The organism is Roseibium sp. SCP14, assembly GCF_040329475.1.
Lineage (GTDB): Bacteria > Pseudomonadota > Alphaproteobacteria > Rhizobiales > Stappiaceae > Roseibium.
In genome coordinates, this window is record NZ_JBDZYH010000005.1 from 45,123 (window position 1) to 66,691 (window position 21,569).

18 protein-coding genes are annotated in these 21,569 nt (G+C 52.6%); 5 read left to right on the forward strand and 13 right to left on the reverse strand.

Features of this window, described 5'->3' with window-relative positions; translation table 11 throughout:
- Positions 1-14: 14 nt before the first annotated feature.
- Together ABLQ08_RS20360 and ABLQ08_RS20365 are read right to left on the reverse strand one after the other, a co-directional pair.
- Positions 15-1,445: an oligosaccharide flippase family protein gene (locus tag ABLQ08_RS20360; RefSeq protein WP_352945676.1), complete on the reverse strand. Its 1,431-nt coding sequence runs from the start codon at positions 1,443-1,445 to the stop codon at positions 15-17.
- Positions 1,445-2,527 (reverse strand): endo-1,4-beta-xylanase, encoded by a 1,083-nt coding sequence (locus ABLQ08_RS20365; RefSeq protein WP_352945678.1) that lies wholly within the window; start codon positions 2,525-2,527, stop codon positions 1,445-1,447. The genes ABLQ08_RS20360 and ABLQ08_RS20365 overlap by 1 nt, the downstream gene beginning before the upstream one ends.
- 631 nt (positions 2,528-3,158) lie before the next feature.
- Between ABLQ08_RS20365 and ABLQ08_RS20370 the strand changes: the two genes are divergently transcribed.
- Together ABLQ08_RS20370 and ABLQ08_RS20375 are read left to right on the forward strand one after the other, a co-directional pair.
- Positions 3,159-4,088: an O-antigen ligase family protein gene (locus tag ABLQ08_RS20370; RefSeq protein ID WP_352945680.1), complete on the forward strand. Its 930-nt coding sequence runs from the start codon at positions 3,159-3,161 to the stop codon at positions 4,086-4,088.
- A 93-nt stretch (positions 4,089-4,181) separates the two neighbouring features.
- On the forward strand, positions 4,182-5,126 hold the full coding sequence (locus ABLQ08_RS20375; protein WP_352945682.1) for a glycosyltransferase family 2 protein: 945 nt from the start codon (positions 4,182-4,184) through the stop codon (positions 5,124-5,126).
- Here ABLQ08_RS20375 and ABLQ08_RS20380 read toward each other — a convergent pair.
- On the reverse strand, positions 5,123-6,001 hold the full coding sequence (locus ABLQ08_RS20380; RefSeq protein WP_352945684.1) for a DUF6492 family protein: 879 nt from the start codon (positions 5,999-6,001) through the stop codon (positions 5,123-5,125). The two genes, ABLQ08_RS20375 and ABLQ08_RS20380, sit on opposite strands and share 4 nt — an antisense overlap.
- A 67-nt stretch (positions 6,002-6,068) precedes the next feature.
- On the opposite strand from ABLQ08_RS20380, the gene ABLQ08_RS20385 reads away from it, so the two are divergent.
- Entirely contained in the window at positions 6,069-7,253 is a 1,185-nt protein-coding gene (locus ABLQ08_RS20385) for a glycosyltransferase family 1 protein (RefSeq protein WP_352945686.1), read from the forward strand.
- Positions 7,254-7,304: 51 nt separating this feature from the next.
- Here ABLQ08_RS20385 and ABLQ08_RS20390 read toward each other — a convergent pair whose 3' ends face one another.
- Entirely contained in the window at positions 7,305-8,108 is an 804-nt protein-coding gene (locus ABLQ08_RS20390) for a WecB/TagA/CpsF family glycosyltransferase (RefSeq protein WP_352945688.1), read from the reverse strand.
- A gap of 358 nt (positions 8,109-8,466) precedes the next feature.
- Here ABLQ08_RS20390 and ABLQ08_RS20395 point away from each other — a divergent pair, with 358 nt between their 5' ends.
- Positions 8,467-10,557 carry a GumC family protein gene (locus ABLQ08_RS20395; RefSeq protein ID WP_352945690.1) on the forward strand — a complete coding sequence of 697 codons (2,091 nt, stop codon included), beginning with the start codon at positions 8,467-8,469 and terminating at the stop codon, positions 10,555-10,557.
- Positions 10,558-10,678: 121 nt separating this feature from the next.
- A complete protein-coding gene (locus ABLQ08_RS20400) occupies positions 10,679-11,887 on the forward strand; it encodes a hypothetical protein (RefSeq protein WP_352945692.1) in 1,209 nt (402 codons plus the stop codon).
- A 162-nt stretch (positions 11,888-12,049) separates the two neighbouring features.
- On the opposite strand, the gene ABLQ08_RS20405 is transcribed toward ABLQ08_RS20400, so the two are convergent.
- The 9 genes from ABLQ08_RS20405 to ABLQ08_RS20445 all read right to left on the reverse strand — a co-directional run bounded on the left by ABLQ08_RS20405 (position 12,050) and on the right by ABLQ08_RS20445 (position 21,502).
- Complete coding sequence (locus ABLQ08_RS20405) at positions 12,050-13,501, reverse strand: aspartate aminotransferase family protein (protein WP_352945694.1); 1,452 nt, start codon at positions 13,499-13,501, stop codon at positions 12,050-12,052.
- A 14-nt stretch (positions 13,502-13,515) separates the two neighbouring features.
- Positions 13,516-14,526: an NAD-dependent epimerase/dehydratase family protein gene (locus ABLQ08_RS20410; RefSeq protein ID WP_352945696.1), complete on the reverse strand. Its 1,011-nt coding sequence runs from the start codon at positions 14,524-14,526 to the stop codon at positions 13,516-13,518.
- Positions 14,523-14,960: an EamA family transporter gene (locus ABLQ08_RS20415; protein WP_352945698.1), complete on the reverse strand. Its 438-nt coding sequence runs from the start codon at positions 14,958-14,960 to the stop codon at positions 14,523-14,525. The genes ABLQ08_RS20410 and ABLQ08_RS20415 overlap by 4 nt, the downstream gene beginning before the upstream one ends.
- Positions 14,961-15,128: 168 nt before the next feature.
- Positions 15,129-16,436 carry an FAD-binding oxidoreductase gene (locus ABLQ08_RS20420; RefSeq protein ID WP_352945699.1) on the reverse strand — a complete coding sequence of 436 codons (1,308 nt, stop codon included), beginning with the start codon at positions 16,434-16,436 and terminating at the stop codon, positions 15,129-15,131.
- 6 nt (positions 16,437-16,442) lie between these two features.
- The gene (locus ABLQ08_RS20425) at positions 16,443-17,879 is read right to left on the reverse strand and encodes a UbiA family prenyltransferase (protein ID WP_352945701.1); all 1,437 of its coding nucleotides are present in this window, start codon (positions 17,877-17,879) and stop codon (positions 16,443-16,445) included.
- 303 nt (positions 17,880-18,182) lie between these two features.
- Positions 18,183-18,980, reverse strand: a complete 798-nt coding sequence (locus ABLQ08_RS20430; RefSeq protein ID WP_352945703.1) for a class I SAM-dependent methyltransferase — start codon at positions 18,978-18,980, stop codon at positions 18,183-18,185.
- A complete protein-coding gene (locus ABLQ08_RS20435; protein WP_352945705.1) occupies positions 18,977-20,029 on the reverse strand; it encodes a glycosyltransferase family 4 protein in 1,053 nt (350 codons plus the stop codon). The genes ABLQ08_RS20430 and ABLQ08_RS20435 overlap by 4 nt, the downstream gene beginning before the upstream one ends.
- A gap of 7 nt (positions 20,030-20,036) precedes the next feature.
- Positions 20,037-20,435: a 6-pyruvoyl trahydropterin synthase family protein gene (locus ABLQ08_RS20440; RefSeq protein ID WP_352945707.1), complete on the reverse strand. Its 399-nt coding sequence runs from the start codon at positions 20,433-20,435 to the stop codon at positions 20,037-20,039.
- 53 nt (positions 20,436-20,488) lie between these two features.
- Positions 20,489-21,502 carry a zinc-dependent alcohol dehydrogenase gene (locus ABLQ08_RS20445; protein ID WP_352945708.1) on the reverse strand — a complete coding sequence of 338 codons (1,014 nt, stop codon included), beginning with the start codon at positions 21,500-21,502 and terminating at the stop codon, positions 20,489-20,491.
- Between the last annotated feature and the right edge of the window lie 67 nt (positions 21,503-21,569).

Consider the following 21,569-nt stretch of genomic DNA (forward strand, 5'->3'; position numbering starts at 1 on the left):
TATCGATTCTGCCACTAGGCATTTTCCGATCGCGGTCCAAGCAAACGCTGCGACAGAACTGTCCGAATGTCGGCAATATTTACGGCAAACGCAGCGACACTGTACGCAATGACACCTGTGAGTACCGGGACCGCAATTCCTGTAATGCCGTCCAAATTGAGTGCGCGAAGAGACAAAATAACCAATATCGCCATGAATGCCGTCGCCGAGCAGACTTTGACAACCGGTAAGACTTTCAAAGGCATAGGATAAGCCCGCCGCGACACAACGAAACCGAAAATCACGCCGCAAATTTCTGCGATTACCACAGAAAAAGCCGCTCCCATCAAGCCAAACAACGGCACCAGTACAATCATGCCGATCACATTGGCAATCAGAATGAAAAGTCCCTGAAAGCCCATGAGGAAAGGTTTTTTTGCGATCTGAAAACTGACGTGAATGTACTGAAAGCTGATAGATCGGAACATCAACGCAAAAACCAGTACCGGGATCAGGATCGAAGCTGCTTCACGAAAGGCTTCTCCCAGAACCAACGCCGCTAGCCTGTCGGCAGTCAATGCCATTCCAACAGCCGCGGGAAGGATCAAAGCCAGCAAAATTTCAAAACTCTTGATCAGGTGCTCGTTCGTGGCTTGGCGGTCCTCTTGCGCATAAAGCCTGATTGCTACTGGAACAATTGCAGACCCAACCGCAACTCCCAGCATCTGGATCACCTGACGAACAAAATCTGCAGACGCTCCATAGACACCCGCAGACGCTTCACCCAAAAAATTCACTATGACCAGTCGATCAACGAAAGCGTGCAATGTGAACGCCGCACCGGAAAGTGTCATCGGCAATCCGAATTTGAGCATTGTACGGAGAATTTCGGGGTCGAACTTGTGGACCGGACGATTCCAAATCTTCGGCATGAAAATCAGTATTGTGACTGCATAGCCGCCAGCTACCCCGAACAACAGCCCCTGACCGCCAAGGTCGAACAGAAGCACCAGTAAACAGGAAATGCAGAACGCCAAGGCACTTCTGCAAATCATTGACACGGCATAGAGCCCAGTGCGTTGCCGCGCTCGGAAAATTTCCAGCGTAAATTCAAACAGGCCAACACCAATCGCGACGCAAAGTGCGGGAACCAGGTAATCCTGAGCCCCTTCGGACAGAGCAAAAACGGCTCCAAACGCAATTGGGCCCAGCACCGCGACCACGACAAATGCAACAAGAGCGGTAAACCGCATGTCGACATCATCTCCTTCGGAGCTGAAGCGCAACAATGAAACAATTATCCAGCTGAAAAGCACGAACGAAATCAGCGCCGAAAAGCCGATACCAACGACATAGATTCCGTATTCGGCAGGACTGAGAATTCGCGTGAAAGTGACAACAAGAGCAAACCCGAAAATGGCCGCTACCAGGTTGGCAATCATATAGGAGGAGACGTGACGCAGCACTATTGGCCTGCTCGCGTGAACTGCTGCAATACCTGCATCATTGCCTTCGGTTTGTAATCTTCGTCAAGGGGCAAAGGCCTGTTCGGAAGTCCGTCTCTGCGCGAAAACCAGATTGGCACCCACGTATAACGATCGGAAATTCCCCAAGTAAGAACCGTTCTCGGTTCAACCACGTCATAAATCGCAGTCAGATAATCATGCACACGTTTTGCGACTATCTGATCCCGGACGTAAACCGTTCCCGGAAGGTTCTTATCAATAACATCAAGCTCCGTTACAAGTATTTCCAATCCCAGATCTCGAACTTCCTCAACGAATTTAGACAACTCTTCCTTGCCAATCTCCGCCTCGCCTTTCAAGTGCCCCTGGAGACCCAATGCATGAATGGGAACATCCCTGTCTTTAAGACCCTTTAACAGATCGAGCATTGCCGCACGTTTGTCACCCGAATTCACGGACGCTTCTTCAAAGTTGAAATCATTCAGTACAAGCTGGGCCTTTGGATCGATTGCGGCAGCGGTTCTGAATGCCCGGTCTATATAGTCTTCTCCTAACTGCGCATACCAGACGGAATCGCGCAAAGGATTCCCTTTTCCCGGTTCGTCGGCAATGGGCTCGTTGACAACGTCCCAGCTAGGAATGCGTCCCCTGTACCTGCCCACAACAACTTCGATGTGATGCTCCAGTTCAAACTCAGCTTCACGCCTGCTATCGATTTCGTTGACCCATTCCGGCATCGCGGAATACCAAATCAAGGTATGCCCTCGCATGGTCATGCCATTTTCTTCTGCAAAGGCAAGCAGTTTGTCTGGATCGCCAAATTCGAAACTCGACCTGGTAGGTCTAAGATCGATCCATTTCAGTCCGCCTTCACCCACGACTTGCTGGCAGTATTTTCTCACCGCCGCCGCGTAGTTCGGATCGTCGCTCAAGTGCCCGACGCGGATAGCAGCACCGTAGGGAACTTGCCGGCCAGATCCTGTAGCTAATGCGGAACCGGCATATGAAGGTTGTATCGGAGTCAAACCCGATGCCAGCAGCCCGGCTCCCAGGACGTTTCGGACAAAGTCCCGTCTATGCATTCAATTCGTTCCTTCGCGCCAGCACAATTCAAACGGCCCCAAAACCGTGAAATCAACCTGAGCTTCGTCGTAACATGCTACTCCATCACCTGAACATCAATTTTTCTGGGAAGAATCCCGCTGATTTGGCGTAACAGGATCAGTCGTTGCTATAGTCATTGCCGGTAACGGAAACAGATTCGAGCAGATGTACAGAGCCCTTCCAGACCGATCTCCACCTTCCCGGCACATTGGTGACATTGCCAAGGTATCCGCGGGACGACGGCTCTTAACAGCAGCGATTTTTCTTGCTGTCTTTTTCTATTTCTGGATCGGTCTGAGTCCATTCCCTGAACAGTATTTGAATCTTAGTAACGCGCCTTACGGCGGTCAGTCCAACCGTCTTAACCAGATAATAGTCGTGCTGATGTCGGGAGGGTTGTTGTTTTTCGTTCTGGGCAAGGCGAACCGAACGCTACTCTTACGCCCGCGCTCGCTTCTCATTGCAATTCTCGTCTGGTTTTCATTTGTCAGCCTGTTTGCCGGTGACCCTGCTTCAGCTTATCGCAGAATTGTCTTTTCTTTGCTTGTTTGCGCCTGCAGCAGCGCAATCTTGCTGCTCCCCAGATCGAGAGAACAATTTACAGATCTTATGACAATTGCCGTGCCGACAATTCTCGGACTTTCCTATTTCGGAGTTGTCGTTCTGCCGCATCTGGCCGTTCATTCTGCAAACGCTTCAGACCCGTCTCTGATCGGCGACTGGCGGGGACATTTCCCTCACAAGAACGTTGCAGCACCGGCAATGGTATTCTCCGTTTTTTTTGGACTTTACGTATTGCGTGCAAAGTCGCTGCTTGCCGGCAGTGCCATCATTGGATTGGCAGCTGTGTTTCTATGGAACACGGGAAGCAAAACGTCGATTGCCATGCTCCCGAGCATTCTTGTATTAGGCTGGATGTTTGAACGTATCAGGATATTGCGCCCGGTTGTGGTTCTGGGCGGCCTGGTTGCTGTCAATGTAATCCTCATGTCCGCGGCCACCTCCAGTACCTTGCAATCCTTTCTTGTGTCGCTCGGCATCGATCCGTCGTTTACCGACAGAACTTCAATCTGGAGCGTGGGTCTGGATGCTTTCGCCAGAAACCCGATCACCGGATACGGATTCAGGTCATTCTGGCAAACAGAAGCACTCTTTCGAAGTGATTTTTCCCTCTACACCTGGGCCGTAACCGCCGCGCATGCGCATAATGGGTATCTAGAACAGCTTCTCAATGGCGGGATGGTGGGCCTGGTTCTGGTGTTAATCTGGCTGGTTCTACTGCCGATCGGTTACGCAAGCAGGGCCTTTGCCGGCCCGAATAACAGTGACCTGACCAGGCTGTTTCTGCGCCTCTGGCTGTTCTCTCTCTTTCTTGCTTGTCTGGAAAGTCCAATCTTCGAAAACACGGGTCCGATCTGGTTCGCTATGCTTGTGAGCGTTTTTGGTTTGCGGCTGCAAGCCTATGCACTTCTGCTCGATCCATCTCCTCGCAAAGCCGCCACAGGTTCAAACACCATTGTCGCGGCAAATTGCCGTTAACTTCTTCTCAGTATTAGATTTGAAGCACATGTTGTTGACTGGACCCGCGAGCGCGCTTTCCCGGGACCATAAATCCGGGTATCGAGGGGAGCCATGGCTCAACCTTCAGACAGATCGCATATCAATGCCGTAGTTTGTATTCCTACATTCAGGCGACCGGACTGGCTCTCGCAGACGCTGGCCTCCCTATCAAGACAAACTGCGGAGGTAGCATTTGCGATCGTTGTGGTGGACAACGATCCCGGCAATCCGGCCGGCGCTCGCACAGCAGAAGAGTTCTTTGCCGATACCGGTTTGCCAAACGCGGTGTTCATCGAATCCAATCAAGGCAATTGCTTTGCAATCAATCGCGCATTCGGTGAAGCGCTCAAGAGATTTCCTGAAGCAGAATTCTTCCTGATGATCGACGATGACGAAGTTGCATCTGCGGATTGGTTGGCAAACATCGTCGAAACCGCAAATCAGGAAGAGGCCGACATTGTTGGAGGACCGGTACTCAGACAATTCTTAGAAGAACCAGGTGATGCGGTAAAGAACCATCAACTCTTCGTATCCATTGACGGTCCGAGTAGGCAGCTGGAACAGATTCACGGTTCTGGAAACTGCTTGATAAGGCGAGGCGTTTTCGAGACGCTCGGCACTCCCATATTTGATCTCAAATACAATTTTCTGGGTGGTGGTGACATGGACTTCTTCACGCGGTGCCGCAAGGCAGGATTCAAGACGTGTTGGAGTGCACAGGCAATCATTCACGAGTTCGTTCCGCGGGAACGAACATCTCCCCAGTTCCTTATGACCCGCTCAATTCGGACAGGTTCCATCAATTATGTGGTCGATCGATCAAATGGGATGCCCGCTTCCAAGGCGTTTCTGAAAAACCTGGTGAGCTTGGCACTTGGTATCGGGCGGTCAGCCACCGTATTCTTCAGAACCGGCCACTTTCTGCCTGCGTCTCACCCGTTCCTTGTATCGCTTGGCCGGATGTATGCCGCATTGGGTTTCCTGCCGGAACCATACAAAGATTCTGAAAAGACCTAGGCTTTGACGACCTCTGCAAGAATGGTTTCACGGATCAAGTCGACTGAGGTTTCCGTGTGAGACTGAATGGTGACTGCGCAATGGTGCGGCTGCAGTTCGTTCAATATTGAAGCCAACCCGGCGCGGTCTAGGTGATCCCCTTCCCAATATGTAAGACAGAGATTTGAAGTCACCACGTCATGACGCGCCATCAGCTCCGGATCATTGATTACCGCAATGCCGTAGGTCATATACTCGGAAAACTGACGCTGACGGGCCAAACATAACCACCAAGGTTGCCCACTCACCTGTTCAATCTTGTTCGTTACAGCGGAAACTGTTTCTTTGTCCCAAACGACCAACGGACCGATAAAGTCGTCACCGGGTAGATCTGGTGCCTCGTACCCCAGGCATCGGTATGCATTGCGCCACCACCTGATGTGATCGGGCCTGGACATATTAACGTCGCCAGGCGTCAGAAATAGCCGCGTCCTGGGCTGTCCCACGAGTTCTCGCAAGTCGCTTGGTTTGCAGAAAACGCAGTCAGAATCCGTAAAGACTACGCGGTCGCTATCCTGAGCAGCCGCCACTGCAATCTTGCGCAATTGCTGTAGGTGCCAGCCATATACCGGAATTCGAATTCGAGGGGACCACCAATATCGCCTTCCACGCCATTTAGCGAACGGCAGCAAGCTTGGGAGATATTGTGAAGAGGGCACAACCATGCGCTTGGGACTGTTCAGATGCCTGAATAGTTCAAGATCTTCATCCCCAACGACAATGAGATGGTTTTCGTAACCCGTCACGAAAAGATCAATCGACTCACACAGCAATTCACACCGGTGCAGATCCGCGCAGTAACTCGGTGTTACAATTGAAACCGTCGGGGGGGGCATCGGGTGACCAGTGTCCAGTTCTTGACCTTCTCAATCAGCGCTTATTCAATCTCCCATAGCTAAATAAATGAATAATGGTCGTTGTACGTCCGCGGGCTTGATCACTTATCCTAAAGAACTTGTTTATGTCAGTGAATTAGAGTCGTTTTCACTCGCATCGACAAGGCCCAATACACTCAAGATGTCATCCCGCCGCTACCTCGTTATGACTTCAGATACGACGCAGACCTGCGGCGTTGAAGAGTTTGCCAGAATCCTTGCCTGCAAATTCGATACCCGTGCGCAACAGCACACCCTGAGTTTTGATATTGGCGGCCTGCGCAAAGCCTTTCAAAACGTCGATGCGATTGTGTTCAATTTTCCTGTTGTTGCCTGGAAGAAAAAACTGATCGAGCCATTTCTGGCTGCCCTGATCGCTCGCGCAAGTGGAAAAGAGATCGTTGTTATCCTGCACGAATGGGATGCGTTAAACTGGAAGCGACAGGCTATTCTGATACCGGTACTGCTGCTTGCAACCAAAATTTGTTTCTCGGCGCCTGAGATCGCCGAAGAGTTTGCCGGTTGCTCCCTCGCCAGAGCAACGACAAAGCGCCGGGGCGTTGTCCCAATTCCACCTAATCTAATTCCGTCAACGCAAAGAAAATCCGGAAATTTTTCCGACAAACTCAAGCAGGAGCGGCAAAAGGGAAGATTAATCCTGGGTCAGTTCGGTTCGATCTACCCACAGAAGCATGTGACGGCTGCACTTGACGTCTCGGCAGAGTTGCGAAAACACGGTTATGACGTATTTGCGGCCTTTGCTGGTTCATTTATCAAAGGCCAAGACACCGTTGAGCAAGATTTTCTCACAGCTGTTCACAAACTCGACCTTTCCGAGCGGGTTGCTGTCAGTGGTTTTATCGAAAGTCCGGAAGAACTTTTCGCTATTTTCAACGAAATCGACGTGTTTTTCTATCTTCTGCCGGGAGGTCTCACATCACGTAGAGCCAGTGTGTTGGCCGCTGCCCTCTCCGGAAAACCTGTTGTCGTAAACGCTCCCGATCATGACGATGCCCTTGATCACCATCACCTTTTCGAAAAACTGATCGAAACCGGCTGCCTCCAGCTTATCCCAACAAACGCGGACATCGGAACGGCGGCCGAGGCCATTCTGGCTGCACGGCAAACTGAGATCGGTCAAATCCCTTTCAATGCTGAAATTGAACAGCTCTGGGACGATGTTCTGAGCAGAATTGACAATTTCTCCGACTAGACCTGTTTGCGATTTTCAAGTCTACCGGGGTTTCTATTTTCGTAACCGCAATTACTTGGAATTGAACAGCAACTCGCGGAATGCTACCGGGTTGGTGACCAGATATCTCCAGGCGAGACGTTTCGGCTCGAGTATCGTGCGGTAGAGCCATTCCAAACCACGCTTCTGCATCCAGGACGGTGCGCGCGTGTTCTTGCCAGACAAAAAGTCAAACAGACCGCCACTTGTCTTGATAACACCTACATTCTGCAGACTTTCAAGATTTCTGGCGACAAATTTCTGTTCGTAAGGAACTCCCATTCCGATCCAGAGGATATCGGGACCTAAGCGATTGATTTCTTCCACCACCACTCTTTCTTGCTCTTTTGAAGCAAGGTACCCATGCGAGGCACCCGCGAATTTCAGGCCGGGATAAAGTTCTTGCATCCTCTTTACCGCCAACCCGTTCACTTCTTCCTGCGCCCCCAGAAAGTAAAAACTCACCCCAGCGTCCTGTGCCTGTTGTGCGACGGCATGAACGAGGTCGGTCGTCGCGACCCGTTCGTGAAGTCGATTCTTCGATACAAAGCGGGACATAAGAACCATTGGCATGCCATCGGCATGAATTTGGTCTGCATTGAGCAGTAGCTTCTTAAATTCAGGGTCTTTTGCTGCCAGCGCGATAACTTGGCCATTCGCGGAGGTCGAATAATAGGGGGCCACACTCTTCCCACGGGTGGACAGGGCAATCTTAACAAATTGCCGGGCGGTCTCGTGCATCCCGATATTTGCAATCGGCAATCCGCCCAACAGGACCGTTTCCTGTGGTTGGCGAAGGCCAAATCTCTGCCATCGTTCAGCTTGAGCTGTAGCCATAGTGTTGAAAGTCCGCATTGCGAAAATTTTGTAATTGAATTTTCAGTACCATGCGGGAAGTTAAATGGCGGTTAGAAACACCTATTCATTAAAAGCCCTTGGCTAATATCTATTATCAATGTTACTGACCACTTAATATAAAAGAACTAATTTACCATATTTCTTTAATCATCAATAAAAGCGGAAGTACAAAAAGATGCCACGGCACCGCAACCTGCCGTCAGATTTCGACGCCTATCCTCGTCTGATTTAACGGCTTCAGGTGAGCATTAGGCTGTTGCTAACCAAGTTTGTTTAGTTTGTCGGAACGACAAAAGCTCGCGCAAACATTAGATCCTGGACCGGTCGAGGGCATAACGTGGCGGATACTGCGCCTAAATTTCAAGACGTGCTGAATCTTCTGACGCTGTTACGGCGCAGACTTTGGGTTGTGTTCGTGTGCGCCATTATCGCTACCGCAACTGCAGTCGCGGTTTCTCTCACTCTTGAGCCAGTCTACCGAGCAACGACACAGGTCCTGATCGACCCCTCGGTCCGGCAGCCTTTTGAAGACCGAAATGCACCGGCGCGTTACCTGGAGGATACCTTCGTCGTTGATAGCCAGGTGACTGTTCTACAGTCCTATTCTGTTTTACGCAGTGTTGTGACTCAGCTCGATTTGACGCAAGATTCCGAACTGGGTCAGAGCTCTCCCGCCAATGGAATCTTATCCACTGTCGGCGCGTTGTTTGGCCGATCAGGAAGCAGGTCGCCCGAGACCGAGGAAGCGGCAATCAACAGTGCGGTTGACGCCTTGGCAGAAGCAACCTCCGTCGGCCGCGAAGGCTTGACTTTCGTGATCAATGTTTCCGTAGACACCGACGCCCCGGTCAAGTCTGCAATTCTGTCAAATGCGATCGTCGAAAGTTACATCGCGGACCAGAACGGTCAGATTTCGGATGTGACCCGGACTGTTGAGGCTAGGGTTGGAGATAGTCTCCGACGTCTCAGGGAGGAACTGCGCACAGCAGAAGCAAAGGTCGAAGAATTCAAGGCTCAGAACAATCTTCAATCAACCGATCAAAATGCATTGCTGACCGATCAGGAACTTGCCGAACTCAACACCAAGCTGACCACCGAGCGCGCTGCGTTGGCCGCCGCTGAAGCAAAGGTGTCTGAGATACGGCGACTTGTCGACTCAGGTGCCGATGTTGATGCTCTTTCAGATGTAACTTCGTCACCAACTATCGCAAATCTACGACAGCAATATGCTACCGCGGCGCGTGCGCAAGCCAACCTGTCCGCCGAACTCCTGCCTTCACATCCTGAGCTTGTGCGATCCCGCGCACAGACTGACGAGATTCGGAAACTGATTGATGCAGAAGTACGAAGAATCGCGAACTCGGCCGAGCTGGAAACAAATGTGATTCGAGATCGAATCGCAAACCTGGAAACACAGCTGAACACTGCCAGGACGAAATCCAATCTGGATCAGCAATCGCGTATAGAACTGCAGGAACTTCAAATCGAGGCAGATACGGTCAAGGCCCTTTATGAAAATCTGCTCGGGCGGACGAGGGAATTGACCGAGATCGAACAAATCAGCATTCCCAACGCCCGGATCATCTCACCGGCAATTCCGCCGGAATCGCCGATCTGGCCAAAGAAAAAACTTCTCGTCCTGCTTGGTGCGGCACTCGGCTGTCTGGTCGGAATTCTGCTGGCAATTGGTCGAGACGCAATATCACTTGTCGTTCGCTATCTCCTCTACCCTGAGCCTGAACTTGCTCCTGTAGCTGGACCTGTCGGCCCCGCCACCGACCTGGTCACCGAAGCTCCTCGCATCGAAGCATCCAGCACATTGCCGTTGTCAGATATTTCCTACCTTCCGCACCTATCTGACCAAATGTCGCCGAATGGCAACTATGCGGACGAATTGCTGGAAGCCCTGTGGGAGTTCCGCAACGGTGTATTCGATCACGAAATGCGCCCGTACTGGCGTACCATTTTTGAAATTCTCAAGCAGATTCAATCTTCAAGAATGAAGGGAGTCGCCAGTACGATCGCCGTGACCAGTGTTGACGGCAATCACAACACTGCAGCCCTCTCCGTCGTGTATGCGGCAGCAAGTCTCAGAAATTTTCGCGTCCTGCTGATTGACAACAATCCGAACGACCGGAAGCCGTCGAAACACTCGCTTTCTGCCGACGCCGCTCTCTTGGATCTGGAGGATGCGGTCCGCACAGCGGATCTCGGGATCAACTTTCTGAGTCTCACCCACGGCCGGCGCAAATACCAGCACGCCGAACCAGGCGAAGTTTCGGAAGGCAATTACTCAAATCGGGATCCAAACTTCGATTTGATCGTTGTTTCCGAGCCACCGATGACGCGGCCGGAGATTGACGAGAAACTGACAGAAATGGCTGATCACGTCATCGTTTCGATTGAGCCGCCTCTGTCGATGACATGAGTTTTCGCCGGAAAACGCTGACCCGGAGAATTCGTCAGCCCGATGTGCGATAGAGTTTCAGTTTTCACCCGCGAGCCTCTGGCTCTCTACCGGTGTTTCCAGATTCAGGTCATTGATGAAAATGAAATCTTCTGATGTCTTCACACCGCAACTGGGCAATCTCCTCCTTGCCTTTGTCAGCTTGCTTTCAAAGCGGACAGTCTGCGTGATTGCCGTACTGTCTTATTTGTCTATTGTTCTTGTCACTCTTGCGATTGGCTATTTGAAACCAGACTACAACTGGGACCTGTTGCCTTATGTCGCTGCTGCTTCGGAAGATCAGGCCGCCGATGTTTCCGAGCTTCATGCGCTGGCTTATTCAGCAGTAAGGGAAGCAGCGACCGATGGACAGTATCAGGGCCTGATCGCGGACATTCCCTACCGAGTAAGCCAGTTTGAAAATCCGGACAACTTCGTATCAATGCTCCCGATGTATCGCGTCAAGGTGGGTTATGTTGCTGCGGTTCGAGCGCTAGGTGGGCCGTTTGGATTTGTTCAGGCAACGACCATTATCTCCTTCGCCTCTGCAGCGCTTGTTGCCTTCTTCATATTGATCTGGTGTATTCGGGAAAGCGCCCTGCAAGGTCTGTTGATCATTGGACCTGCAATGATTTTGCTCGGATTTACCGCCCTGGCCCGCGCTGCCACGCCTGATCTGTTGATGGCCACGTTCAGCGTTCCCGCAATATACTTTGTCTGTAGACGGCAACCGCTCTTTGCATCCGTTTTTCTCATTCTGATGATGCTTGTGCGACCCGACGGAATTCTGCTGTTCTTCGCTCTTCTTCTGGCGTCTCTTGCGACAAGAGTGGACCGGCTCGCCTATCTGGCCCTGTTTGTGCTTGCCGTCGCCCTCTATGTCTGGGCAACCGGTTCATCGGGACACCCGGGCTGGTGGCCGCATTTCTATTTTTCCAATATTGAAGTTCAGAACAACATGGACGGGTTCGCACCGCCATTTAACCTGCTTCTCTACGTGAAGGCGTTGATATTCCAGCTCATCAGGTCGATCGTTGACAATGACTGGCTGGCATTGTTCGTGCTGTTTCTTCTCGGTTTCGCACTGCTTTTGCGAAACGGCTGGGACGTGTCCCCGGGACAGTGGACGGCCGTGATCGCCCTGACGCTTTGCACTGGGGGAAAGTTTGTCACATTTCCTCTTCCCGATGACCGGGTGTACCTGCCCTACTTACTACCGTTGCTACTGGTTCTAATGGAAATCTGGAAACCGGAAGTATCCTGCTCAGGGACAAAACCGCACGCGAAGGTCCAGGTTCAGCAATTAACCTGAAGGAATTCCATCGCGGCAACAGACATCCATTTCGCCGCATACGTCGCAACCGGGCATTTGGTAAGCCCGCTCTAATAAGAGCAGGCTTACTTGCAAAAGAGAAATGAGTTCAGAACTTATTGCCTGGTCGGCACTGTTTGCACCCGCGCGAAGCAGGAGCGATCAACCGGCCTGCGATTTGATGAACCCGTTCACGATGCTGACGATCCCCTTTGACAACAGATCATCAAGGGCATCGCAGAAGGTATCGACGTTTTCATTCGAGCAAATCAATGGCGGCTCGAGACGAATGACATTTCGGTTGTACTCGGTGAAGGCGACCAGAATATCATAGTCCCTGAGAAGCTGCGCTCCGATAAATCCGGAGAGCGATCCTTTGAGCTTGTCATCAAGCAGGGACAGCATTGGCCGGATGACCATTGGCATGGTCTTGGAAAAGTCCTGGAACTCCAGTCCGATCATCAGGCCTTTGCCGCGTACGTCCTTGATGATCTTCGGGTATTTTTCCTGAAGCGTTCTGAGACGCGTCAGTAGATGGTCTCCAACCCGAGCGGAGTTCTCGATCAGGTTCTCATCGTAGAGAACATTCAGACCCTCGATCGCAGTGATACTGGCCTCGCCAATGCCGCCGAATGTCGCCTGCGCATGGATCATCGCCGTCTTCGGTGTGCCATAGGCTTTCATATACACATCGCGCCTTGCAATCATTGCCCCCACGGCGGCCTTGCCGGCCCCAAGGGATTTTGCAAGCGCCGTCACATCCGGAACCACGCCGTAATGCTCGAAGGCATAAAACTTGCCGGTTCGGCCGTAACCGCACTGAACCTCATCCGCGACCCAAAGGACATCATGCTTGTCGCAAAGCTCCCGGACACCCTTCCAATAGGATTCCGGCGCGGAAATGATGCCGCCGCCGCCCTGAACGGTTTCCAGAACGACAACGCCGATGTCGGGGTCGCGCTCGATGACATCCGTGAGCGCCTGCAGATCCGCAAAGGGAACCCTGACACGGTTTTCAACCAGCTGAAAACTGCCCTGGTAAAGTTCCGAATCCGTCAGGGACAGCACACCTTTGGTTTTGCCGTGGAAGGAATTTTCCGCATAGACAATTTTGCAGTTTTCGCGACCCGATGCTCTTTCAGCGACCTTGACCGCGGCTTCCATCGCCTCCGATCCGGTCGACCCAAGAAACACCATGTCCAGATCACCGGGAGAGCACGCGGCAAGGTTCCTGGCAAGCGCAGTCGCATATTGCGACAGGAAGGCGATGGCGATTTCGTGCCGGTTCTCTTCCTGGAACTTTTGCCGTGCAGAAATGACGCGCGCGTGATTGTGACCGTGGGCCAACGAACCGAAGCCGCCGAAGAAATCGAGAATTTTCCGGCCATTCTGGTCGGTGTAATACATCCCTTCCGCGGTTTCGATTTTCACCTTGTGGAAGCCGAGCAACTTCATGAAATGATACTGACCGGGATTTATGTGATCCTTGAACAGATCCGCCATGGTCTTCGTATCAAGCGACTTTGCTTCTTCAACCGTAATCAGGTCTGGCTTCAGATCCTGCGGAACCTGATCCCGGTGGCTTTCAAGGTCTGATGCAGTCGTGGACAACATGTGTGTTCCTATCGTTACGCTGTCTCAGCTGTACCGTGCTTGACCCGGCTCTCAGCTTCCTTCGGTGAATGATATTCGTCGTAAGCGGCAATCAGCATGTCCTCGTCGCGGTAAGCCGGAACCCAGCCAAGCTCGCGCTCCCCCTTCGAGACATCAAGAACACACATTTCGTCGGCGATCAGGTACTGCTCGGGATCCATCAGCGGCAGATTGACCGCATCAAGTAAATCGAGTGTCCGCTTGACCGCGAATCCCCATGTCGGCAGCAACAGGGATCTGGAGTTTGCGTGCTTGATCAGATCCCCAAGCAGCTTTTTCACCGGCGGCGGATTTAGAGAGCCGAGATTGTAGGCCTCATTGGGCACTCCGGCCTTCCACGCAAGGTAAGCAGCGTCAGCGCAATCGAATACCGAGATAAACTGGTACGGATTTTTGCCGGAACCGATCATCGGTACCGGCAGGTTCAAATCGATGAGCTTGAAAAGCTTTGTCAGAATGCCCAGTCGGCCCGGCCCGATGATCAGCCGGGGACGGAACAGGGTGATATCCATCCCCCGCTTGCGCCATTCGGCGGCCAGAAATTCGGTATCAAGCTTGGACTGGCCATATTCACCAAGAGGAGCGACCGGATGGTCTTCGGTCATCGGGAACGTTACCGTGTGGCCATAGACCATGTCGGTCGTGTAGTGCACGAGCTTTCCGGCCCCTGCCCGATCCATCGCCTCGATGATGTTTTTCGTGCCGTCGTAGTTGACCGGATAGAAAAAGTCGTGCCGCTTTGCGCGAACCTGGATCGGCGACAGCATCTTTGCCGACAGGTTGTAGATCATGTCATCAGCCGCCATTGGCACCTGGGCAATCGCCTGCGGGTCGGTCACGTCACAAGTGATGAAATCGGCCTGAGCATAGATCGCACGATTGCCATCTGTGATGTCGGCGACGACAACTTCCTCGCCTTCATCCAGGAGACGCTTGGCGAGTTGTCTGCCTACAAATCCATCTCCGCCAAAAAGGATATGCTTCACTTTGAGGTCTCCTTGAGAGCAACTGTTTGAACTTTCGCGTCCAATTGGCCGTCATTGTGGTTTGAGCCGCCCTGCGCAATGAAAACAGTTCCTACGCAGATCAACCCAATTCCCAATATTCTCATCACATTCAGGTCTTCCTGGAAGATAAAATACGCATAAACAGCAACGACAACATAAGCCAAGGACAAAAACGGATAAGCGAACGACAGCTCTACTTTTGACAAGACGTATAGATGCGATGCCATGGAAATAACAAAGGTACACAAACCCAAGAATACAAACGGCGTGAACACCACTTGAAACAGTTTTATTACGATGTTGCTGGAGAGCGTTTCAAACCCGCCTATCTGCGTCATTCCATATTTGAGCATGATTTGAGCAGCAGCATTCGTCAGAACGGTAAATAAAATAAAGGGTAGGTAAACGCTCATATGACATTTGCTCCGCTTGCGTTTGTGCAACAGCGGGACTATCGATCGAATTCAATTAAATTACCTTAATTTCAGGCCAATTATCGTGAGGTGTTTTTCTATAAATAATAAATGGTTATCAAGAAACACCACACCCTACCTTTAATTATACAAAAAATTTACTATAACTTAATTTGAAAGCACTGTTCTTCTCCAGAAATCCGAAAGCAACGCCGGATCGCGCATCTCCTCCAGAAGCTTCCACTGCGGGAATGAGGTCTTGAATGTTTCCGGTGACATTCTGCGATCCTTGTAGGGATTGATGCCGCCGCCCGCCGAAAGTGTGATCTCGTCAAGACGTTGTAAAAGATGAAGGGTCTTGAGGCCTTTGTCCGGAAAGTCCAGCGTCAACGTGTAGCCTGCGCGCGGGAAACTCATAAACCCGGGGCTGGCGACGTCCCCAAAGCGTTTCAGCACCGTCAGAAAGGAACCATGCCGATGTTTCTGGGTACACTCCAGAAGCGACTTAACAATCTCGAAGGCACCTTTCTCTGGAATAACGCTCTGATGCTGGTGCAGTCCCCTCGGGCCGTAAAGGCGGTTCCACCGTCCGATCCGGTCCAACGGGAAAAAAAACTTGCCGGAAGGCACTGTTTTTGCCGACACGCCGGGTGGACTGCCGCGGAAATAGGTTTCGTTGAAAATGCTGAGGAAAGGACCCTGCAGTGGTGAGATCGGAGGCGTGAAGGGTACTCTGAACAATTGCGCAGCGGCCACCTCCGTGCCGACATCTCCCCCCACATGGTCCCCGGCGATCAAATGCCCGCGACCGAAGTACTTCCCAGTGCTGAGGGAGTCGATCCAAGCCACCGCATATTCGTGCTCCTGATCCGCAGCATGAACCAGATCGAAATATGTTTCCAGATTGTCAAAACGGGTCGTGACCTGACGGATAGATGATGAACCGACCGGCATCAGCTGAAGCACCGCCTTTCGGATCAAACCCGTCAGGCCCAGTCCGCCAACCGTTGCCGCGAACAGACCGGTTTGGTCATCCGGTTTGAGGATCAGCCTGCCTTCGCCAGATCTTTCCAGATGGATTTCCGTCACATGACGGCCGAATGTTCCCTTCCGGTGGTGGTTCTTGCCATGAATATCATTCGCGATTGCTCCCCCAAGCGTCACAAACTGCGTTCCGGGCACGACCGGAGGAAACCAGCCCTGTGGCGCCGACAAGGCAATGACCTCGGAAAGCAAAACCCCTGCTTCGGCTTCCAGAAGACCGGTAGAAGGATCGAACGACAGAACCCTGCTTTCCGCCCGCGAGGTAATGACGTTTCCTTCAGCGTTCAGACAAGTATCGCCATAGCTTCGACCGTTGCCGAAAGGGAGCGCGGATCCAGGCAAAACGGGTTGCGAAAGATATTGGGCAGGCACCATCGGATCAGGCACATCGACAGCTAATCCGCCCCAGCTTTCAATACGTTGTTTTTTCACTTCAGATCACCAGACGGCGGCAATGAGGAACAGCATGGCACCGCACGCGATCATCAGCTGGCTCCGCCAATCCTTCAAAATGAACACAATCGGATCTTCATGCATTTCATCCCGCCGTGCGAGAATCCAGATGCGCATGATGATGTAAAGGACAAGCGGACACAAAAGCCAGATCAACTGCGGAACGGCATAAGCCCTCTCGATTGTCGGGCTCTGAATGTAAAGGGCGAGAACAAGAACCGCGGCAAATCCGGACGTCATTCCCGCCTGAGAGATTGTCTCAAGATCGACATGCCGGTAACCGCGTCCCGTTACTTCCCGACTTGCAGTCTCGCCAACCTGCTGCAGCTCCGTAAAACGTTTCACGAGCGCAAGAGACAGGAAAAAGAAAATGGAGAATGCAAGCAACCAGAACGAATATTCAATGCTCCCGGCGACACCTCCGGCAAGGACACGAATGGTGTAAAGCCCCGCAAGCACGAAGACATCCAGGAGCAACATGCGCTTGACGGAAAATGAATAGGCAGTGGTAACCAGCAGGTAAAGCAGCAGAATGCCGGCAAATCCGATCGGAAGGAAAAGGGCAATGCCGAATGCAGCCGCAAGAGATCCGAACCCAAGCCAAAGCCCGTTCGGAACGCTCAACCGTCCACTGGCAAACGGCCGTTTCCATTTGCTGTGATGCCTGCGATCCGCTTCAAGGTCCAGAAGGTCGTTGAGCAGGTAGATAGCAGAAGCCGCCAGGGAGAAGGCAATGAAGGCCAGCAGTGCGCTCAACAGGACCGAGCCGTTAAAAATCTGATGCGCCATGATCGCCGGCACAAAAACAAGTGTGTTCTTGAGCCATTGATGTGGCCGCATCGCCTGAATGGCTGCCTTGAGACCGTTGCCGGTGTCTTCGATCCTCTCTGCTCCAGACTGTTTTTGCCACCGGTCTGCAGACCTGTCGGGAGCAACCACGGTCGCTTCCGATGCGGCTTCGAAGAGACAAATGTCATGCTTTGAATTGCCGAAATAGGCAAAGCTTTCGTCACCGGAAGTTTCCCTGATGCGAGCCAGCTTGCGCTCTGCAGTCAAATTGGTCCGCTCATCCGATGCAAAAACCTCATCGAAAATTCCAATATGGTCAGCAATTGCCTGGGCAAGTTTTTCGTTTGATCCGGTCGCAAGAACGATCCTGCATCCCGCTGCCTTTTGCTGCTTGAGCCGTTCAACAATATCTTCGCGATATGGAAGCAGGGTGGCGTCGATTCCGGCAACTTCCGCCAATCTCGCCTTTGTGAAGGCAAGCCCGTGCAACAGCCATCCGAACAAAGAAAAAATTACCGTCGGGTGTTGGCGGAGGGCATGAAACAAACTTTCCCACAACAAGTCTGTTCGAAGAAGCGTCCCGTCCAGATCCACATAAACTGTTCGTATCGGAATTTCTGAGCGCTGATCCATTAAGCTGATGCCCTAAAGCCAAATCCGACAAATTTGTCAGTTCAAAGCACTTGAACTTGAACGACAGCACTGTCGCTCAAACTCAGTCGCGTTGTACTTTCTCGATCGGTTCTATTGCTTGCTTTACAGCCAATTTCTTATCATGCGCTTTAAAAACAGTTTGATTTGGCTCCCAACCAGTAATTTTCGGCATAAAACCGATTATTATTCAACCACAAATCCAGATATACTTACCAAGATGTTAAGTGCAAGTTGACAGAGACCAGCACAAAGCAAATGGCCTCTCACCGGGTATCGATCACGTCACTCTGGAAATGCTGCAAAATCGATGTGTCCGATGACCACGCGAAGTTTTCCTTGGCGGATCTGCGCTCTACGCTCCTGCCACCAGATGTCCAGCGTGGCAGGATCAAGTCCGACTTCCTGACCAACACGAACCCAGCCGCCCAGAAACTCGGTCAGAAAATCGCGGGATGACGGCTCCACCTGCCAATCCGACAAACCTTGAACCACACGGTATCCCTGCTGTTCGAAAAGCGCGATCGCCCTTTGGGCAGCATCCGGTCCGAGCGCCGTGCCAAATCCTTTTTCGATCTGCTGATGGGTGTTGAGCGCCGTCAGCAGATCACCATCCAGCGCATGGTCAGGTGAAAACTGCGCGCGTCCGTCATAAGTGAGGCTCGCAAGGAACGGTTTGCGTGCTTTGATCACTTGACCGACAAGACGGGCAAGAAAACTCTCGGAAACCAGATCGAGAAAGGCGGACGTCGTCACTGCGTCGACCTTGTCGAACGGCAGCTGCTCCAGATCGGCCGCCAGATCGATCGTCCGGACAGCGACATCGCTGCCGGCAAGACTATTCCAACGGTGGCTGGCCACCTCCAACAATGCAGGATCGTAATCCGTCAGCAGCCAGTCGACCTTTTCCGGCAGGCGTTTGCCGAGGGCCGCAACGGTCGACCCCGCACCGCTTGCCAGGTCCAGAATGCGCGAGCGACGCACAGGAAGTTGAGCAAGGAAAGCCTCTTCAACCGATTTATCCCGGGCATTCAGATCAAGTGGTTCACGCAGCGCGAGCCATTCGGAAGAAAATCCGCTCATGTCTTAGCAACCTTCAAAACATCTGCAAATCTGGTGGCGGCATCTTCCCAGCTCGGGAGCTTCAATGCCGCAACTCGTGCTGCCTCTGCCATCGTCGACCGCTTTACACGGTCCGACATCATCAGCTCGAGAGCCTCCCGAAGAAGACCTACATTTTCCGTTCCGCAATAGATCGCGGCTTCTTCCGGCAATGTGTCCCTGACCGCGCCGCCGCCACTGCCGATGACGGGAAGGCCATGCGCCAAGGCTTCCGTATAGGCCATACCATAACCTTCGTAACGGCTAGCCAGGACGAATACGTCTGCTCTCCGGTAAAAGCCCGACAGTTCATCAGGCGAAATTGCGCCGTGAAACGTGATGCAGTCGGCAAACCCGCACGCGTCAACCTGCACCAACAGAGAAAGATAGCATTTTGGGTCGACATCAATCCCGCCGACGATATCCAGCTGCCACTGGTGGGTAGACAGCTCCTTAAGTGCCTCAAACAGCAAGTCGTACCCTTTTCGCGGAACGACCGTACCGACGGCAAGAAGTTTCAACGTTTCCGAGGGCTGACGAAGAACAGGTTCCTGTCTTTCGTTTCCCGGCAGGATTACCGTTATCTGTTCCTTCGGTATCGTGAAGAGTTCTTCGACCTGAGTTGCCGTCGCCGCGCTGGTGACAATCACGTGCCGGGCAAAGCTCAATGCTTGCCGTTCACTAGCCAGCAGGTCCTCTGCATTGTCGGACCCCAGACCATTTTCCTGACAAAGCGGATGGTGCACCAGTGCGATCAGTGTCATCCGACGGCTGACAGCTTCAGCCGCCTCCGCCAGGACACCGTAGGCGAGGCCATCGACAACCAGACAGGTTTCAGAGGGAAGGTCTTCGAGTTTCCTGCGCACGTCATCCAGGGTTTCCGCCGAAGGAAACGGGAATCCCGGCCCGAGCGGCAGCAGCTCGACCTGCCATCCAAGCGCCTGCAATCCTGCGATTATTCGCCGGTCATACCCGTAACCGCCCGTAGGCGTATCGATGTCACCCGGATAGGCAAAGACAAGCTTTTGCATCTGTGTGTCAGATCTTCGCTTCGTACCAGGCACGGGCCACATGGGATTCCGAAATCGTCACGCGAATGGCATTCAGCTCTGTTCCTGGACGCCCAAGACGGTCTTCACGAGCTGCTGTTGCCAGATGGTCATGGACATGTTTGGTCAAGAACTCCGTTGTGGTGTTGATACCCTCAAACTCGGGAACCTCGTCCAGGTTCTTGTAGTTCAGAGGCTGCAAGACCTCCTTCAGAGCCTCGTGCGCACGGCCTATGTCTATGACGACACCGTTCGCGTCGAGTGTGTCGGCCAGGAAGGCCGCGTCGATGACAAAGGTTGCACCGTGCAATGCCTGCGCGGGGCCGAACAGCTCTCCCTTGAAGGAATGGGCAATCATGACGTGGTCGCGAACTTCAACTGCAAACATGTCCAGGTTCCTGAAACTTATGACTTAATGTCGGAAGGTGATTTGTGTAACGGTTATCTCGACGACTGGTCATATACAACGAGCGCGGCGAGCACATCTGAAGCTTTGTTCAACAAATCGGGAAGTTGGTGCGGAAGGTCCCTGAAAGGCACCCGATGGCTGATCAACCGATCCAGGACAGGGTCCTGCAGAAGCGTCAGGGCGGTTTGAAGGCGTCGGCGATAAGTCCAGCGCGGTTGCCGGTCAAAGGGTATGGTTCCGACCTGACTTGAAACCAGTTTCAGGCGCCGGCAATGAAAGTCTGCGCCGAGCGGGGCCGAGACCTCCTGTGCCCCGTACCAGCTCATTTCGACAACCGATGTCCCGTCCCCGGCGCAGGTCAATGCGGTTGCGAGACCTGCGGGGCTCGCACTCGTATGGAACACAAGATCTTGATCGCGTGGTGAAGCCTCGGGCAGCGAAAAGGCGATACCGAGCGCCTCTGCAATTGCCGCGCGGCGAGGGTTTGTGTCGACTACAGTCACTTTTGTTCCAGGTATCCGGCCCGCAATATAGGCCGTGAGCAGGCCAACCACTCCGCCTCCGACCACGCAGATGTGATCCCCAGGTGATGGTTTTCCGTCCCATAAAGCATTGAGAGCCGTTTCCATATTGGCTGCCAGAACAGCACGTTCGGGCGAAATGCCTTCAGGAACCGGCACACAGGAAGCAGATGGGAGCGTAAATTCATTTTGGTGCGGAAAGAGCGAAAAGACGATGCGGCCGACGAGATCGGGGTCTCCTTCATGGACACGGCCGACATTGGCGTAACCGTATTTGACGGGAAACGGGAAATCACCGGATTGGAACGGAGCCCGCATGCGTTGCCATTCGCTTTGCGGAACTTCACCCCTGAAAATCAGCCCTTCCGTCCCGCGGCTTATACCACTATAGAGCGTGTGCACCAGCACTTCGCCGGGTTGCGGGTCATCACAAAGGACAGTTTCAAGTTTGCAAAGTTCCTGACCCACATACCACAGAGCCTGCGGGTGGGCTGTGTCGTGCGACACCACCTCGTTTGCCGTCATTCCCATACCATTTCCGCTAATTCACCTTGCGATTGTCAATATTAGGACATTTTGACATGCGCACTAT